The 16,850-nt window shown below is 68.4% G+C and carries 17 protein-coding genes; 4 read left to right on the top strand and 13 right to left on the bottom strand.

All coding sequences use genetic code 11. From position 1 onward, the window contains the following. Nucleotide 1: 1 nt before the first annotated feature. Genes OCS65_RS03335 through OCS65_RS03305 form a run of 7 tightly spaced genes read right to left on the bottom strand, consistent with a single transcriptional unit; the run spans nt 2 to nt 7,262 of the window. Entirely contained in the window at nt 2–469 is a 468-nt protein-coding gene (locus tag OCS65_RS03335; RefSeq protein ID WP_029546556.1) for a MaoC family dehydratase, read from the bottom strand. Continuing rightward, complete coding sequence (locus OCS65_RS03330) at nt 469–1,359, bottom strand: HpcH/HpaI aldolase/citrate lyase family protein (protein WP_006941636.1); 891 nt, start codon at nt 1,357–1,359, stop codon at nt 469–471. The genes OCS65_RS03335 and OCS65_RS03330 overlap by 1 nt, the downstream gene beginning before the upstream one ends. A 9-nt stretch (nt 1,360–1,368) precedes the next feature. Next, nucleotides 1,369–2,535 carry an acyl-CoA dehydrogenase family protein gene (locus OCS65_RS03325; RefSeq protein ID WP_006941637.1) on the bottom strand — a complete coding sequence of 389 codons (1,167 nt, stop codon included), beginning with the start codon at nt 2,533–2,535 and terminating at the stop codon, nt 1,369–1,371. 21 nt (nt 2,536–2,556) lie between these two features. Then, a complete protein-coding gene (locus tag OCS65_RS03320; protein WP_231772328.1) occupies nt 2,557–4,227 on the bottom strand; it encodes an AMP-binding protein in 1,671 nt (556 codons plus the stop codon). Then, on the bottom strand, nt 4,227–5,252 hold the full coding sequence (locus OCS65_RS03315; protein WP_006941639.1) for an LLM class flavin-dependent oxidoreductase: 1,026 nt from the start codon (nt 5,250–5,252) through the stop codon (nt 4,227–4,229). The genes OCS65_RS03320 and OCS65_RS03315 overlap by 1 nt, the downstream gene beginning before the upstream one ends. 28 nt (nt 5,253–5,280) lie before the next feature. Beyond that, nucleotides 5,281–6,054, bottom strand: a complete 774-nt coding sequence (locus OCS65_RS03310) for an SDR family NAD(P)-dependent oxidoreductase (RefSeq protein WP_196813340.1) — start codon at nt 6,052–6,054, stop codon at nt 5,281–5,283. Between the two features lie 44 nt (nt 6,055–6,098). Beyond that, a complete protein-coding gene (locus OCS65_RS03305) occupies nt 6,099–7,262 on the bottom strand; it encodes an acyl-CoA dehydrogenase family protein (RefSeq protein WP_029546558.1) in 1,164 nt (387 codons plus the stop codon). Between the two features lie 258 nt (nt 7,263–7,520). Here OCS65_RS03305 and OCS65_RS03300 point away from each other — a divergent pair, with 258 nt between their 5' ends. From OCS65_RS03300 to OCS65_RS03285, 4 genes are all read left to right on the top strand, one after another. Continuing rightward, a complete protein-coding gene (locus tag OCS65_RS03300) occupies nt 7,521–8,075 on the top strand; it encodes a nuclear transport factor 2 family protein (RefSeq protein ID WP_006941648.1) in 555 nt (184 codons plus the stop codon). A 95-nt stretch (nt 8,076–8,170) separates the two neighbouring features. Beyond that, a complete protein-coding gene (locus OCS65_RS03295) occupies nt 8,171–9,346 on the top strand; it encodes a thiolase family protein (protein WP_050036072.1) in 1,176 nt (391 codons plus the stop codon). Between the two features lie 27 nt (nt 9,347–9,373). After that, on the top strand, nt 9,374–10,138 hold the full coding sequence (locus OCS65_RS03290; RefSeq protein WP_043802011.1) for an SDR family NAD(P)-dependent oxidoreductase: 765 nt from the start codon (nt 9,374–9,376) through the stop codon (nt 10,136–10,138). Nucleotides 10,139–10,147: 9 nt separating this feature from the next. Further along, on the top strand, nt 10,148–10,912 hold the full coding sequence (locus OCS65_RS03285) for a crotonase/enoyl-CoA hydratase family protein (protein ID WP_006941653.1): 765 nt from the start codon (nt 10,148–10,150) through the stop codon (nt 10,910–10,912). A gap of 100 nt (nt 10,913–11,012) precedes the next feature. Here the strand turns inward: OCS65_RS03285 and OCS65_RS03280 are convergent, their stop codons facing one another. From OCS65_RS03280 to OCS65_RS03255, 6 genes are all read right to left on the bottom strand, one after another. Then, the gene (locus OCS65_RS03280) at nt 11,013–12,176 is read right to left on the bottom strand and encodes an IS30 family transposase (RefSeq protein WP_029546562.1); all 1,164 of its coding nucleotides are present in this window, start codon (nt 12,174–12,176) and stop codon (nt 11,013–11,015) included. 82 nt (nt 12,177–12,258) lie between these two features. After that, the gene (locus tag OCS65_RS03275) at nt 12,259–13,422 is read right to left on the bottom strand and encodes an ABC transporter substrate-binding protein (protein ID WP_029546563.1); all 1,164 of its coding nucleotides are present in this window, start codon (nt 13,420–13,422) and stop codon (nt 12,259–12,261) included. Between the two features lie 17 nt (nt 13,423–13,439). Next, a complete protein-coding gene (locus OCS65_RS03270; RefSeq protein WP_006941656.1) occupies nt 13,440–14,165 on the bottom strand; it encodes an ABC transporter ATP-binding protein in 726 nt (241 codons plus the stop codon). Next, the gene (locus OCS65_RS03265; protein WP_029546564.1) at nt 14,149–14,964 is read right to left on the bottom strand and encodes an ABC transporter ATP-binding protein; all 816 of its coding nucleotides are present in this window, start codon (nt 14,962–14,964) and stop codon (nt 14,149–14,151) included. Before OCS65_RS03265 ends, OCS65_RS03270 begins: the two co-directional genes overlap by 17 nt. Next, nucleotides 14,961–15,947 (bottom strand): branched-chain amino acid ABC transporter permease, encoded by a 987-nt coding sequence (locus tag OCS65_RS03260; protein ID WP_006941659.1) that lies wholly within the window; start codon nt 15,945–15,947, stop codon nt 14,961–14,963. Before OCS65_RS03260 ends, OCS65_RS03265 begins: the two co-directional genes overlap by 4 nt. After that, nucleotides 15,944–16,834: a branched-chain amino acid ABC transporter permease gene (locus OCS65_RS03255; RefSeq protein WP_006941660.1), complete on the bottom strand. Its 891-nt coding sequence runs from the start codon at nt 16,832–16,834 to the stop codon at nt 15,944–15,946. The genes OCS65_RS03260 and OCS65_RS03255 overlap by 4 nt, the downstream gene beginning before the upstream one ends. Nucleotides 16,835–16,850: the final 16 nt, after the last annotated feature.

Genomic DNA, 16,850 nt, shown 5'->3' with positions numbered 1-16,850 from the left:
CTCAGGCACCTTCCTCGGTGGTGGGGCGCTTGGCCATCAGGCCGACGCGCTCGAGCAGGCAGACGAGTTCGTCGCGCTGGTTGAAGCCGCGGTGTTCGAACCACACGATGCCGCTGTCGGTGCGGCTCTCGGATTCACGCTTCTTCAGGATGGTGGTCTCCGCGCGCAGGGTGTCGCCGTGGAAGACCGGATTCGGGAACTTGACCTTGTCGTAGCCGAGGTTCCCGAGCGTGGTCCCCATGGTCAGCTCGGGTACGTGGAACGCACCGATGAGCGCGACGGTGAACAGGCTGTTGACCACCCGCTGCTTGTGGATCGTCGTCTTGCAGAACTCCTCGTCGAGGTGCAGCGGCTGGATGTTCATCGTCAGCGAGGTGAACAGCACGTTGTCCATCTCGGTGACGGTGCGGGTCATCGAGTGCTTGTAGTGCTTCCCGACCTCGAACTCCTCGAAGTACAGACCGCGCATCACCGTTCACCTCTCCGTAGGATCGCCTCGGCTCGTTCGAGCCATTGAATTGCCTTGTCGTAGTGGGCCTTGTCGATGTGCAGGCCGCGATACCGCAGCGCGCCGACGCCCTCCGCCTCCGCCTTCTCGTAGGCCTCGGCGAGTCCGCGGTAGAACTCCAGGTCCTGCTCCGACGGGCTGAACACGTCGTTGACGGTGGCCACGTGGGAGGGGTGGATCGCAATCATCCCGCGGAACCCGAGCTGCCGGCCTCGCACCGCGAAGTCGCGAAGCCCGTCCAGGTTCTCGAGATCCTCCCACAGGCCGGTCAGGGCGTGGATGCCGGCCTCCCGGCAGGCCAGCAGCACCCGGCTGCGCAGGTAGAGGGTTTCGTGTCCCTCGGGGGTCCACTCGTAGCCGACCTCGCGGGCGATGTCGGCGTGCTCGGCCGACGGGCCGATCATGGCGCCGACGCGCGGCGACGCCGTGGCCACCTCGAGACAGTTGTGGATGGCCTTCACCGTCTCGACGGGCACGATGTACTCGAGCCCCGCCACCCCGTTGCGCAGCTCGAAGTGGTCGAGCAGCGCGTCGTAGCGCAGGACGTCGGTGGCCTGCTCGATCTTCGGGGCGAAGATGCCGGTCAGGCCCGGCACCACGACCGCCTCGAGATCGGCCCCGGTCAGCCGGGTGGCGAGGGGGTTGACGCGCACGAACAGCCCGACGTCCCGGTTGGACTCGCGCACCCGCGCGATGGACTCGGCGACGGTCGCGCGGGCGGCCGCCTTCTCCGCGGCCGGCACGGAGTCCTCGAGGTCGAGCACGACGCAGTCGGCGCCGGCCGCGACGGCCTTGTCCACCCACTTCGGGCGGTGCCCCGGGACGAACAGGATCGAACGATACGGCTGCACGTCGTCCTCCTAGTAGCTTCGCGGCAGGCCCAGCACGTGCTCGGCCGTGTAGTTGAGGACCATCTCCTGGCTGATCGGCGCGATCCGCATGAGCCGCGCCTCCCGGAAGTACCGCTCGACGTGGAACTCCTTGCCGTAACCGAAGCCGCCGTGGGTCTGCAGGGCGACGTCGGCGGCGTAGAAGCCGGCCTCGGCGCACAGGAACTTCGCCGCGTTCGCCTCCCGTCCGCACGGCAGGCCCTGGTCGACCATCCACGTCGCCTTGTCCAGGACCGCCTCGGCGGCGTCGAGGCGGATGCGGGCCTCGGCGAGCTGGAACGCGATGCCCTGGTTCTTCCCGATGGGACGGCCGAAGACCTCGCGCTGCTTGGCGTAGTCGACGCCGCGGCGCAACGCCGCCTCACCGATGCCGAGGGCGGCGTTCGCCGAGATGACGCGTTCGGCGTTGAGGCCGCCGAGGATGGTGCGGAAGCCGTGCCCGACCTCACCGACGACGTCCTCGTCCGCGACGAACAGCTCGTCGATGAACAGCTCGTTGGTGTCGACGGCGTTGCGGCCCATCTTGGGGATCGGCCGGATCTGCACCTTGCTGCGGTCCATCTCCGCGAACATCAGCGTCATGCCGGCGGTGCGCTTGGCGTTCTCGTCGCGGGGGCTGGTGCGGCACAGCAGGAGCATGCGCTCGGCCTCCTGCGCCTTGGTGATCCACACCTTCTTGCCGGACACCAGCCAGCCGCCGTCGACCTTCTTGGCGAAGGTGCGGATGTTGGTGGTGTCCGTGCCCGCGTCCGGCTCGGTGACGGCGAACGAGGTGTGCAGCTCGCCGGTGACGACGCGCGGCAGGTACTTGCGCTTCATCTCCTCGGAACCGTGGTGGATGATCGGCTCGAATCCGAAGATGCCGATGTGTACCGCGCTGCACCCGCCCATGCCGGCGCCGGACGCGGCGATCTCCCGCTCGACGATCGCGGCCTCGGTGACGCCGAGGCCGCCGCCGCCGTACTCCTCGGGGACGGTGAGACCCATCCAGCCGCCCTCGGCCATGGCGTTGTAGAACTCCCACGGGAACTCGTGGGACTCGTCGTGCTCGGCCCAGTACTCGTCGGGGAACCGCTTGCACAGATCGTGGATCCCCCGCCGGATTTCCTCGTGGGTCTCGTTCTTGCTGTAGTCCATCTCGGTTGCCTTTCCCGGCCGTCAGACCGCGGGGACCGCGGTGCGGTCTGCGTCGGAGACCGCGGTGCGGTCGTAGGTGTCGGGGGTGATGCCCTCCTCGCGCAGGACCGCCTTGCGGACCTTCTCCGACGGGGTCTTGGGCAGCGCGCCGACGAATCGAAGGTAGCGCGGGATCGCGAAGGCCGGAATCCGGCCGTCGCACCAGGCCAGGATCTCCTCCGGACCGACGTCGCCGGTGCCGACCACGGTCGCGAGCACCTCGTCCTCGCCGCCCTCCACGTCGGCGGGAACACCGATCACCGCGCACTCGACGACGGCCGGGTGCCCGAGCACCGCCTGCTCGATCTCGTAGGAGCTGATGTTCTCGCCGCGACGGCGCAGCGCGTCCTTGTACCGGTCCACGAAGTAGAACCAGCCGTCCTCGTCCTTCTTGAGGGCGTCGCCGGTGTGGAACCACAGGTTGCGCCACGCCTCGAGCGTCTTCTCCGGCATGTTGTAGTACCCCATGCTGCACGTCCACGGTTGCACCGGACGCACGACCAGCTCGCCGACCTCGCCGACCTCGACCTCGCGGTCCGTCTCCGGGTCGACCAGGCGGATGTCGAACCACTCGGAGGCCGCGAGCCCCGCGGCCCCGGCCGGCCGGGGCACCCCGTAGGGCGCGACGATCGGCGCGCAGGTCTCCGTCAGCCCGAACGCATCGACGAAGGCCTCGATGCCGTAGCGCTTCTTGAAGTCCTCGACGATGGAGCTGGCCGTCGGCGCCGCGTACACGCAGCGCAGGCGGTTGTCGAGGTCGTTCTCGCGCGGCGGCTGCTTCCACGCGAAGTCCATCATGACCCCGACGAAGTTGGTGACGGTGACGTCGTCGTCGCGCACGTGGTCGATCCAGCGGCTCGCGCTGAACTTCGAGCGCACCACGGCCCGCGCCCCGGCCACCAGGGCGGGGTAGACCGCCATGAACTGGGCGTTGCCGTGGAACAGCGGCGTGGTGGTGAGGTAGGTGTCCTCGCGGGTGAGCCGGGTGAAGCACACCACCTCCTGCGCGAAGAAGTACAGCTGCGAGTTCGGCATCGCCACGCCCTTGGACGGGCCGGTGGTCCCGGAGGTGAAGAAGATCGCACCGAGGTCCTGGGGCCGTGCCTGCGGCAGCTCCTGCACCTCGCCCGCCTCCAGCGCCTCCCACGCCTCGGCGTCCCAGCCGTTGGCGCGCAGCAGTTCGAGTGCCAGGTCGCGGTTTCCGGCGCCCGAGTCGACCACCCAGAACTTCTCGATGCCACGCGCATGCTCGGCAATCGTCACGAACCGCTCGGCGTAGGTGTCGTCGATCACGGCCCACCGCGGCTCGACGGTCACCACCTGGTGGCGGAGGAACTCGCCCTCGTAGTTGGTGTTGATCGGCACCTCGACGAGTGCGCCGACCGCCGTGCCGAACCAGGAGCGCACGAGCTGGGACGAGTTCTGCGCCATGATGATCACCCGATCACCCTGCTGCGCGCCGGCCCGGTACCAGGAGCTCGCGATCCGTTCGGCGGAGGAGAGCATCTCGGCGTAGGTGAAGCGCCGACCCTCCTCCGGCGTGACGAGGAACTCCGAATCCGGCTGGGACGCAGCGTACGTGCGCAGCACGTGGCCCAGCGTCCAGTCCTGCGGGTCGGTGAAGGTCGGTTTCAGATCGGTGTAGGTCTGCATCAGGACAACTCCCGGTTTGCGGGGATCGCGGTGATCGACGGAACGATTTCCTTGCCGAGCCGGGAGATGGCGGCGATGGTCTCGTCCGCGTCCATCGTCGGCCACTGCGGACGCATCAGCAGCGGGTCGACCGGCATGGTGGTCACCAGGTCGGTCAGCTGGGCGACGACCTGCTCGGGATCGCCGACGACGGCGTGGCTCGACACCGCCTTGGCGAACTCGTTCTCGAGGTCGGTGCCCTTCATGACGTCCAGGCCCTTGTTCGCGTAGGTGAGGTAGCGGCCCTGCGCCACGCGGGCGTACTCCTGCATCGCCTGCTCGCGGGTGTCGGCGACCAGCACGTTGCGGCGCAGCGGCTGCGGGCCGAATTCCTTGCCCCGCTCGGCGAAGAGATCCCGCACGACCCGGAAGCGTTCGAGCACTTCCTCTTTCGGGGTCTCCGGCGGCGTCGCGTACGCGTCACCGTACTTGCCGGCGCGGCGGACACCGCCCATCGCGTGCGCGCCGATCCAGATCGGCGGGTGCGGATCCTGCACCGGGAACAGGTGCGGCTTGACGCCCTCGAGCTGGAAGTACTTGCCGTGGAAGGTGACCTCTTCCTCCGTCCACAGCTTCTTCATGATCTGCAGAGACTCGTCGAACCGTCCGGCCCGCTGCTTGAACGGAATACCGAGGTAGTCGAACTCCTCGGGTCGATAGCCCAGGCCGGCACCGAAGATCAGCCGCCCCTCGGTGACCACGTCGAGCGTGGCGATCTCCTCGGCCAGCATCACGGGGTGATACAGCGGCGCGATCATGATCTGGGTGACGAGCTTGATGTGCGGCTCGACGTGCGCGGCGAGGCGCGCGAGCAGCGGCACGGGCTGCAGCCACCGCAGTTCCCCGTAGAGGAAGTGCTGGCCGATCGCGATGTAGGTGAAGCCGTTCTCCTGCGCCGCGTCGACGATGCGCAGTACGTCCTTGAACTGCTGTGCGGGGCTCACCGACTTCGGAACGTCGCTGAGCAGCAATCCGACCTGAACCATGGTCCTGTCCCTCCGGTCGAAGTGGTCGTTACTGAGCGGTGAGTCCGCCGTCGACCGGAATGGTCACGCCGGTGATGTAGCTGGCATCGTCGCTGTTGAGGAAGGCGATCACCGACGCGATCTCCTCGGGCTGAGCACCCCGGCCGAGCGGGATGGTGGCGACGAAGTCCTTGGTCAGGGCCGAGACGTCGGCGCCGGGCTCGCGCCCGAAGAACTGCGAGAGCATCGGCGTGACGACCTGGCCGGGGCAGATGACGTTGACCCGGATACCGTCCTTGGCGCCGACGAGCGCGAGGGAGCGGGCGAACGGGACGAGCGAGCCCTTGGTCATCGAGTAGATCGGGCTGAACGGCGAACCGATCAGCGCGGACGTCGACGACGTGAGGGTGACCGAGCCCTTGCCCTCCGCCTTCTTCAGCAGGTCGAAGCCGAGGGTGGTGGAGTAGTAGGCGCTCTTGACGTTGACCGCGATGTTCTTCTCCCAGTCGGCGTCGCCGACCTCGAGGCCGCCCGGGCCGGGCATGCCGACCTGCGCGTGCAGCGCATGGAGGACGCCGTGGTCGGCGTCGATCTTGCCGAAGAGCGAGCGAAGATCGTCGTTGTTCGTCGCGTCCACCCGCATCGGAGTGGCCTGACCGCCCTCGGCCCGGATCTCCTCGGCGACGGTGACCGCACCGTCCTCGGACAGGTCGGCGACGTACACGTGGCCGCCCTCCTGGGCGATGCGATGGCTGATCGCGCGGCCCATTCCCGAACCACCGCCGATGATCGCGGCAATACGTCCCTCGTAACGACCCAGCATTTCGTTCACCTCGTTCTCGAGAAGTTCTTCGTTGATGTGCAATGTCAGGCGCGCTGATCGAACGTGCGGCCCAGGAGCTCGGAGACGATCCGGGTGCGCTGCATGGTCGGCGTGCCGCCCGCCAGCGCCCATCCGTGCGAATCGCGGTGCAGCCGTTCGATTCCGAACTCCTCGGTGTACCCGTTGCCGCCGTGCAGCTGGATCGCCATGTCGGTGACGCGCTTGGCCATCTCGTTGGCGGTGCACTTGGCGAGGGAGACCTCGAGCGGATCGGGCAGGCCGTCGGTGATGTTCGCGACGGCGCGATCGCGGAGCAGCCGAGCGGCCTCGACCTGCAGGACCATGTCGGCCAGGGTCATCTGGACGGACTGGAACTCGACGAGCGGCTTGCCGAACTGGTGGCGTTCCTGCACGTAGGTGACGGTGCGGTCGAGCGCCTCCTGCCCGATGGCCAGGCTCATGGTCGTGTTGCCCAGGCGCTCGATGGTGAACGCGCCGAACAGCTTCCTGAAGCCGCCGGCCTCGGCGACGATGTTCTCCTCCGGAACGACCACGTCGTCGTAGAAGATGTCGGCCGACGGAATGCCCCGGAAGCCCATGAGCTTCTCGCGTGCGCCGTAGCTGATGCCGGGCCGGTCGGCCTCGACGAGGACGGCTCCGATGCCCTTGGCGCCGGGGGCATCGCCCATGCGGCAGTAGGTGAGGTAGACGTCGGCCTCGCTGCCGTTGGAAATCCACCGCTTCATGCCGTTGACGACGACACCCTTGTCGGTGCGCACGGCCTTGGTGGTCATGTCGGTGGCGGCGGAGCCGGCGTCGGGCTCGGAGATCGCGACGGCCATGGTCTTCTCGCCGGCGACGATCTGCGGCAGGAACGTCTTCTTCTGGTGTTCCGTGCCCAGGCGGGCGATGGCCTGGGCCGGGCCGGTGTTGGATTCGAAGATCTGGAAGGCCGCCGGCCGGCACACCTTCGCGAACTCCTCGATCACCGCCAGGGCGTGGGACAGCGGGGCGCCGGACCCTCCGTACTCCTCCGGCAGCGAGATGCCGAGATAGCCCAGCTCGCCGAGGAAGCGACGCTCGTCGTGCGGGAACGCGGTGCGTTCGAGATCCCACTGCGCAGCCTTCGGTGCGTAGCGTTCCCGGGCTACGGTCGCCGCGGCCGCACGGATGTCCCGGAGCTCGTCGTCGACGTGCGATGTCGCCATGTCCCCACCTTTCTGTGTTCATCATTAACCTAAAGTGCCCACCGGATGTGGTCAAGGTCACTCAGTTCGATGACTCACATACTAACCATGATAATGATTAAGAGGCAATCGCTTCTTTGATCGATGGTCGCCACCCAGGCCCGGAAGGGTCGTCACCTGCGGAATTCGCGGCCTCGCCGGCGCCGCCCTGTCCTTCCCGCGCCTCCACCGCCTATTGTGCAATACATCACAATCGTTATCAGTTTCTATGGAGGTCACATGACGACACTCGACTCGTCCCCGACGGCGCTGGAGGAGCTGGCCCGGCGCCTCACCCGGCTCGAGGACCGTGCGCGCATCCAGGACCTCGTCGCGGCCTACGCCATCGCTGTCGACGACCACGACCTCGAGACCCTGCTCTCGCTGTTCACCGAGGACGGCGAGTTCGAGCGCGCCGGCTCCATCGCCCGCGGGCGCGAGGAGATCCGCGAGTTCTACGTCGCCGCCATGGACCGCTACAGCCTGACCCTGCACTCGCCGCAGAGCGACCAGATCTCCGTCGACGGGGACCGCGCACGCGGATTGCTCACGGGCCGAGCAGAACTGGCGCTCGACGGGACGTTGATGATGGCGGCGTACCGATACTCCGACGAGTACGCCCGCGTGGACGGCCGCTGGCTGTTCCGGCGCCGGGACCTGCGGTTCATGTACGCCGTGCCGTTCGAGCGGATGAATGCGGGCCTGTGCACGACGGAGCGCATCCAGTGGCCGGGCACGCCGCACCGGCGCGCCGACTTCCCCGAATCCCTGCCGACCTGGTCGACCTACCGATGAGGGCCCTACCGGTGTGACGCGGGCCATACGATCGGTCGGAGAATGGTTTATAGTAACCATCATCATGAATTGATTTCCCGACTGGAGGAACGCCCATGACCCGCGCTGTCATCGTCGACGCCGTCCGATCCCCCACCGGACGGGGCAGAGCGCAGGGAGCGCTGGCCGGGGTGCACCCCAGCGATCTGCTCGCCCAGGTCCTGGCCGGGCTCGTCGCCCGCAACGACCTCGATCCCGGCCTGATCGACGACGTCCTCATCGGCTGCGTCAACCAGTCCGGCGAACAGTCCGCCACCCCCGGGCGGCAGGCCCTGCTCGCGGCCGGATTTCCCACGCACGTGCCCTCCGTGACCATCGAACGCAAGTGCGGCTCCGGCCAGCAGGCCGTCGACTTCGCGGTCCAGGGCATCACCGCCGGCGCGTACGACATCGTCGTCGCCGGCGGCGTCGAGTCGATGAGCCGGGTCCCGATGGGATCGGCGGCCATGGGCAAGGACCCGCACGGGCCCGCCGTGCGCGAGCGCTTCCCCGATCTCGTCCCGCAGGGCATCGCCGCGGAGCTCGTCGCGCAGAAGTGGGCACTGAGCCGGGCCGAGCTGGACGAGTACTCGGCCCGCTCGCACGAACGCGCGGCACACGCGCGCGCCGCGGGCTGGTTCGACGGCGAGATCGTTCCCGTCACCACCCCCGACGGCGTGGTGACCTCCGACGAGACCATCCGCGAGGGCACCACCGCCGGCAGGCTCGCCGGTCTGCCCGCGGCCTTCGACACCGACACGTGGCGCGAGCGTTTCCCCGAGCTGGACTGGAAGGTCACCGCGGGCAACTCCTCGCAGATCTCCGACGGCGCGGCCGCCCTGCTGATCATGTCCGAGGAGAAGGCGGCCGCGCTCGGCCTGCGCCCGCGCGCCGCGATCGTGGCCTCGGCCGTCGTGGGCGACGATCCCACCCTCATGCTCACCGGCCCCATCCCCGCCACCGAAAAGGTCCTCGCCCGGGCCGGCCTGTCCGTCCGGGACATCGCCGCCTTCGAGGTCAACGAGGCATTCGCCGCCGTCCCCCTCGCCTGGCAGCGCGAGATCGGCGCGTCCGACGACGTCCTGAACCCGCTCGGCGGCGCCGTCGCCCTCGGACACCCGCTGGGCGCGTCCGGTGCCCGGCTGATGACCACACTGCTCCACCACCTCGAACGCACCGGCGGGCGCTACGGCCTGCAGACCATGTGCGAAGCCGGCGGAATGGCCAACGCGACCGTCGTGGAACGACTGTAGAAACCCACTTCCGACTCAGGAGAAATCATGGACATCACCCAGGGATCGGCGGTAGTGACCGGCGGGGCCTCCGGCCTCGGCCTGGCCACCGTCAAGCGCTTCGTCGGCCTCGGCGTGCCGACGGTGATCCTCGACCTGCCCACCTCCGACGGGGAGGTCGTCGCCAAGGAACTCGGCGAGCTCGCCGTGTTCGCCCCGGCCGACGTCACCGATCCCGACGCGGTGAACCGCGCGCTCGACGCGGCCGAGGAACGCGCTCCGCTCCGGGCCGTCGTGCACTGCGCCGGCCGCGGTGGCACCGTCCGCGTCGTCGAGAAGGACGGCACCCCCGGTTCGCTGGACATGTACGAGAACCTGATCCGGATCAACCTGATCGGATCGTTCAACGTGCTGCGCCTGTCGGCCGCGCGCATGGTGAACAACGAGCCCGTCGACGGCGAACGCGGCGTCATCGTCCTCACCGCGTCGGTCGCGGCGTGGGAGGGCCAGATCGGCCAGATCCCCTACGCCTCCGCCAAGGCCGGTGTCGTCGGCATGACCCTCGTCGCCGCCCGTGATCTGGCCCGGAAGCTCGTGCGCGTCAACAGCATCGCGCCGGGCACCTTCGACACACCGATCCTGTCCCGGTTCTCGCAGGAGATCCGCGACGGACTCGCCGCCCAGACCCCGCACCCCGCCCGCCTCGGGCAGCCCGACGAGTACGCGAAGCTCGCCCTGTCGATCGTGGACAACGCGATGATCAACGGCGAGACGATCCGTATCGACGGCGCGATCCGCATGCAGCCCCGCTAGGAGACAGCCATGGACACCCCCGTACACGTCGAACAGTCCGACGGCGTGCAGATCATCACGATCAACCGGCCCGAGGTGCGTAACGCGATCAACACCGAGACCGCCGTCGCCGTCGCCGCCGCCCTCGACGAACTCGACGCCCGCGACGATCTCGTCGCCGGCGTGATCACCGGCGCCGGCAAGACCTTCTGCACCGGGATGGATCTGAAGGCCTTCCTCGCCGGCGAACGCCCCTCCGTCGAGGGTCGCGGCTTCGCGGGCATCACCGAGAAGTCCCCGGCCAAGCCGCTCGTCGCGGCGGTCGAGGGACACGCCGTGGCCGGCGGGTTCGAGATCGTGCTCGCCTGCGACCTCATCGTCGCCTCCGAGACAGCCGTCTTCGGCCTGCCCGAGGTCAAGCGCGGCCTGCTGGCCGGTGGCGGCGGACTCCTGCGGCTGCCACGCCGCGTCCCGCACCAGCTCGCCGTCGAATGGTGCCTCACCGGTGAGTACTTCTCGGCGCAGACCGCGTACGAGGCGAAGCTGCTCAACCGCCTCGTGCCCGAGGGGCAGGCGCTGACCGAGGCGATCGCCCTGGCGAAGACCATCGCGAAGAACGGCCCGCTCGCACTGCGCGCCACCAAGCAGATCATCGCGCAGGCCCGGGACTGGTCCAACGAGGAGGAGTTCGAGCGCATGCGCGAGATCTACGAGCCGGTGCGTTCCTCCGCCGACGCGAAGGAAGGCGCGCTGGCGTTCAAGGAGAAGCGCGAACCCGTCTGGCAGGGACGCTGACCCAGCGGAACGACGAGCGGGGCCCGGGATCAATTCCCGGGCCCCGCTCGCATTCGTGTGCCGAAGGACCGAATGTCACACCGCTTCGATCTGGGCGGTTTCAGGCGGCCGATGCGACAAGCTCGGTGAACGCTTCGGTTGGCGTGCGCCAGCGTAGCGTCTGCCGGGGGCGGCCGTTGAACTCGTCCTGGACCTGCTGCAGGTCCTCGGGCGTGTACACCGACAGGTCGGTGCCCTTGGGGAAGTACTGCCGGAGCAGACCGTTGGTGTTCTCGTTGGTGCCGCGCTGCCACGGCGAGTGCGGATCGCAGAAGTAGACAGCGACGTCGGTGGCCATGGTGATCTGGGCATGAGCACGCATCTCGTGGCCCTGATCCCAGGTCACCGACCGCTGCATCACCTCCGGCAACGACCGCATCGCGGCGATCATCGCATCGCGGACGCCGGACACGTCGCGGACCTTCGGCAGGTGCAGCAACACCACGTACCGGGTGGTGCGCTCGACCAGGGTGCCGATCGCCGAGCGGTTGCGCGCCCCCATGATCAGATCTCCCTCCCAGTGCCCGGGCACCGCCCGGTCCTCGACCTCGGCGGGCCGCTGGGAGATGAGGATCTTGTCGGGAATATGGCGGGCACTGCTCGGCACTCGCCCCTGCGGCACCCGACGGGTGTGCCGGCGCCGCAGATACTCCGAAAGCTCTTTTCGCAGTTCGCCTTTCAGTTGCACATACACGGCCTGGTAGATGGTTTCGTGGGACACCCGCATCTCCGCTCGGTCGGGGAAGTCGACCACCAGCCTGGCCGAGATCTGCTGCGGGGACCAGCGCAGCTTCAGCTTGGCGACGACATACGCGCGCAACTCGGGTGCGGCCATCAGCTTGGCGACTTTCGGTCGCAGTGCTCGGGTCCAGGCCCGCGCGTGGGCCGACACGGCGCGGTAGCTACCGTCGCGGTTGCTGTTGCGTTCGATCTCCCGGTAGATCACCGACCGGTGCCGGCCCAGGTGCGCGGCGATCGTCTGGACCGACTCGTTGCGGGCGAGTCCGAGGGCGACAAGCTCCCGCTCGCCCAGGGACAACGACCGTCCGCCGTGCTCCCAGTGCGGGGCACGGCGGACGGTGCCGTTGGCCTCGTCCTCCCACCGGTAGCCGGTTTGTCGGCTGACACCGACCGCGGCTGCGGCCTTGGCGATCGACACCTTCGTCATGCGCATGGCGAAGAACCTAGCCTTCTTCGCCTCTCGTGCTGCTCGACCCACTGACATCTCCCCTGGTCAGGGAGCGTGTCGCATGGACCACCTGAGTCAGCCCTGATCGAAGCGGTGTGACATTCGGCCACAGGATGAATCAGGCCGACGGCTTGGCGACGACCACCTCACGGCTGCCGTCCCATTCGACGAGCACGCCCGGGGTACGCATGTCGTGACCCTCGAACGTGATCTCGCCCTGTGCACCGTCGAATCCTTCGGCGGTGACCTGCTCGAGACCACGCTGGATGTCCTCGCGGGACGCACCGCCGGAGGCCTTGATCGCGCGCGCCAGCAGCCACGCGGCGTCGTATCCCTCGGCCGCGTAGTTCAGCGGGTCCTCGTTGTACTTCGCCCGATACGCCGCGACGAACTCCTGGGACGACGCCGCCGGCTGGTCGAGTGTGAAGTTGGCGGTCCAGAACATGCCGGCGCCGTCAGCCCCCGCCGGGACGAGGTTCTTCGCGCCTGCACCGGTCTGGCCGAGCACCGGTCCCGTGTATCCGGCCTGGCGCAACTGCCGCATGGCCGTGGCGTTCTGGGCGCCGGTGAGGAGCATCGCCACGGCGTCGGGCCGTTCCCCGGCGATCTTCGTCGCCGAGGACGCGAAGTCCTGGGTGGTGTTCTGCACGGACGTGGTCGAGACGATCTGGTAGCCGTGCTCGGCCTGCCCCTCGGGAAGGTTCTTCTCCGCCATCTCCGCGAGGGCCGGGTTGGCCGCGTTGAACAACACGCTGACCCGCTCGACGCCGAGGTCCTCGAGATGAGCCAGGGAGGTGCCGATGTGCGTGGTCTGCGGCGGGGTCGCCCGGAAGGTGTAGTCGCCGCCGAGCACACCGTCGCTGGCGGACTGCGTGTAGACGGTCGGCAGCTTCGCCCGGTCGACGAGCGGCGAGATCGCGATCGCCTGGGCACTGGAGATGCCGCCGAGCAGGGCGCTGACCGACCGGTCCGCGGTCGCTTCGGTCGCCTGGCTCACAGCGGTCTGCGTGTCGCTGGCCGCATCGCGGCTCTCGAGCACGAGCTTCGACTCACCGAGGAACCCACTGCTGTTGACCTGTTCGACGGCGAGTTCGATACCCCGGAACTGGGGCAGGCCACCGAAGGCGGTCAGACCGGTCTTGTCGGTCACGGACACGATCTTGATCTCGCCGGGCATCTCGCCGGACCCCACGGTTCCGCCGCCGCCCGAGCCGCACGCGGTGGTCAGGGCGAGCCCGGCGACACCGGCCAATGCGGCGACGGCAATGCGCTTGTTCTTCATTCTCTTCCGTTCTCGGTTCAGTTGTCGGTTCCGGTGAGCGCGGCTTCACCGAGGAAGGCCAGCACCACGGACGAGTGGTTCCGCGCCTCGTCGACCGGTCCGGAGTACACGGATTCGCCGCGGTTGACGACGACGACGTCGTCCGCGATCTTCATGCCGGCCTCGGCGTTCTGTTCGACCATGAGGACGCCGATGCCACGGTCGGCGATGCTGCGCACGCTGGCCATGACCCGGTCGACCACGGCGGGGGCCAGACCCATCGACGGCTCGTCCATGAGGATGTACCCGGGCTGCGACATGAGGCTGCGGCCGAAGGCGAGCATCTGCTGCTCGCCGCCGCTGAGCAGGCCGGCGGGGCCGGACTGCCGCTCCTCGAGGATGGGGAACATCTCGAACACGGTCCGCATCGATTCCTCGCGGGCCTTCTTCGACGCCACCAGGCCCCCGATCTTGAGGTTCTCGTGGACGGTGAGCGAGCCGAACACCTTGCGGCCCTCGGGAACCAGCGAGATGCCCCGCTTGAGGATCTTGTGGGCGGGCCATCCCTTGATCGACTCGCCGTCCAGAAGCACGTCCCCGGAACTGGGCGTGGTCAGCCCCGCGACGGTGCGGAGGGTGGTGGTCTTGCCGGCGCCGTTGGCGCCGAGGACGAGCGTCACCCGGCCCGGCCGCGCGGTGACGGACACCCCGCGCACGGCACTGACCTTGCCGTAATCGACGTGCAGATCACGAATCTCGATCATCGTTGTCCTGCTTTCCGAGATAGGCCTCGCGCACCGCCGGATCACGCACCACGTCGGCGGGGGAACCGGAGGCGATGAGCTGTCCGGAGTTCATGGCGAAGAGGTGATCGCAGACGTCCACCATCATCTGCACGTCGTGTTCGACGATCAGCTGGGTGAGTCCTTCCGAGCGCAGGTCGGACATCAGCCCGCCGATCTCCTCGCGTTCGAAGCGGTTCATGCCGGCGGTGGGTTCGTCGAGCAGCAGCAGCTTCGGGGACATCACGATGGCGCGGGCGATCTCCACCCGGCGCTGCAGGCCGTACGAGAGCTGGCCGGGGCGCAGCTTCTCCTTGCCGTCGAGCCCGGTGCGCTCGAGGGCGGTGCGCACGGCCGCCTCGGCGGCGTCGCGTTCGGTGCTGTCGACCCGTCGCCACCACCGTCGCGGTCCCGCGATCAGGTCGTGCCCGAGTTCGACGTTCTCGTGCACGGTGAGATCGTCGAGGAGACGGACGGTCTGGAAGGTGCGCCCGATGCCGAGCCGCGCCACCTGCTCGGGTTGGACGCCGGAGAAGTCCCGCCCCTCGAAGTGCATCGATCCGCGGGTCAGGGGCGTGAGCCGGGTGACGGCGCCGAGCAGGGTGCTCTTGCCCGACCCGTTGGGTCCGAGGATGCCGGAGATCAGGCCGCGCTCGAGGCCCAGGGTGATGCCGTCGACGGCCTTGATGCCGCCGAAGTGGACCGCGAGATCCTCGATGCGTAGCACCTGATCCGGAACCCGGCCGGGAACGCCCTCCTGGGGAGCGACTTCGGTGGTCATCGCGTTTCTCCTGTCGAGGCGGAGTGGGCACCGGTGCCCGCGAGTTCGGCGCCGAGTTCTGCGGCGGCCTCGTCGTCGGCCGCGTCGGCGAGACGTTCCGCGGCAGCCGCGTCCTCGAGGGCCGCGCTGTCGCGACGGGCGAGGCGGCGACGGTACAGGTCGGTGACGACGCCGGTGATGCCGCCGGGCATGAAGATCGCGGCGATGGCGACGATGATGCCGTAGACGATGCTCTGGTAGGTGCCCACCTGCTCCAGCATCACCGGAAGCCACGTGAAGATGAGGGCGCCGATGAGCACACCGAGCCAGGACCGGGAGCCACCGACGATGATGATCGTCAGCGCGAGCACGATCAACGGGAAGCCGATGTTCTCCGGGGCGATGGCCGTCATCATCAGGATGTTCAGGGCGCCTCCGAGCGCGCCGAGCACACCGCTGATCACGAAGGACATCCGGCGGTAGCGGGCGACGTTGATGCCCATGGCCGAGGCGAGTTCCGGGTCTTCGCGGACCGCCTCGATGCGCCGGCCCATGCGGCCGCGCTCGCTGAGGATCATCGCCGCGACGACGGCGGCACAGACGACGGCCAGGTGCGGGACGGAGATCTCCGGGGTGGTGAGAACGCCGAACAGGCCGACCGAGCCGCCGGTGAGCTCGCCGCCGTTGTGGGCGACGACGGTGACGATCATGACGAACGCGACGGTGGCCATGGCCAGGTACAGGCCGGCGAGGCGCTGCAGGATCAGCGAGAGCAGGTATCCGATGACCGCGCAGATCACGACGATGGCGGCGGTCGCGGAGATTGCGTCGAATCCGTAGTGCAGCACGAAGATTGCGGCGCCGTAGCTGCCCATGCCGTAGAAGGCGGCGCCGGCGAAGGAGAACACTCCCATCCGGAACTGGATCTGGATGCTCAGGGCGAGGAGCAGCACCGTGAACGTGCTCTGGATGAGGACGATGTTGGAGAAGTAGAAGTCGCTCATACCCGTCGCACCTCCTTCCTTCCGAAGATGCCCTGCGGCCGCAGCAGCAGAACCACGAGGATGAGGCCGAAGCCGACGGCGTCGACCCAGCCGCCGCCGGTGTAGCGGAGCACCAGGACCTCGGAGAACGCGAGCACCATCGCGCCGAGCGCGGCGCCGCCGGTGCTGCCCACGCCGCCGAGGATGATGATGGCGAACGCCTTGATGAGGAGGGTCTCACCGCTCTCGGCGGTGATGGCGCCGAGGTTGTACGTGAGCAGGGCACCGGCGAGGCCGGCGAGGCCGCCCGACACCGCCATCGTCAGCAGCGACAGCTGGCGCCGCTTGACGCCCATCAGTTCGGCGGTCTCCGAGTCCACGCCGATGGCCCGCAGGGCGAGCCCGTGGCTGGTGTTCTTGAGCCAGAAGGAGATCGCCAGCGTGAGGATCAGCGCGCAGCCGAGCACGATCAGGCCCGTGCTCGTCAGTCGCAGGTCGCCGACGGTGTAGACCGACGTCTCGTACGAGCTGCCCACGAAGCCGAACGGCTCGCTCAGCGTGCGGAACTGCACGACGGCGACCGGGATGGTGCCGATTCCGATGCCGCCGATGAGGATCTGCAGTTCGGCGGTCCGCTGGTTCTTGGCCCGTCGCAGGATCGGCTGGAACGCGAAGACGTCGATGGCCGCCGAGAGCGCCGCCCCGACCACGACGGAGATCAGGCAGACCGTGACGAGCCCGAGACCGACGTTGGACACGATCTGGGAGGCCACGAACGCGGAGAACATGAAGATCCCGCCGTGGGCGAAGTTGAGGATGTCGATCGTTCCCCAGGAGATGCTCATTCCCAGGCAGAAGAGCAGGTAGATGGAGCCGAGCACGAGCGCGTCGATCACCAGCTGTGACATGACGCCTGCCTTCCTC

The sequence above is a fragment of the Rhodococcus aetherivorans genome (assembly GCF_025722975.1).
Taxonomy (GTDB): domain Bacteria; phylum Actinomycetota; class Actinomycetes; order Mycobacteriales; family Mycobacteriaceae; genus Rhodococcus; species Rhodococcus aetherivorans.
The sequence above is the reverse complement of the archived record's forward strand: the minus strand, read 5'-3'. Positions and strand labels throughout refer to the sequence as shown.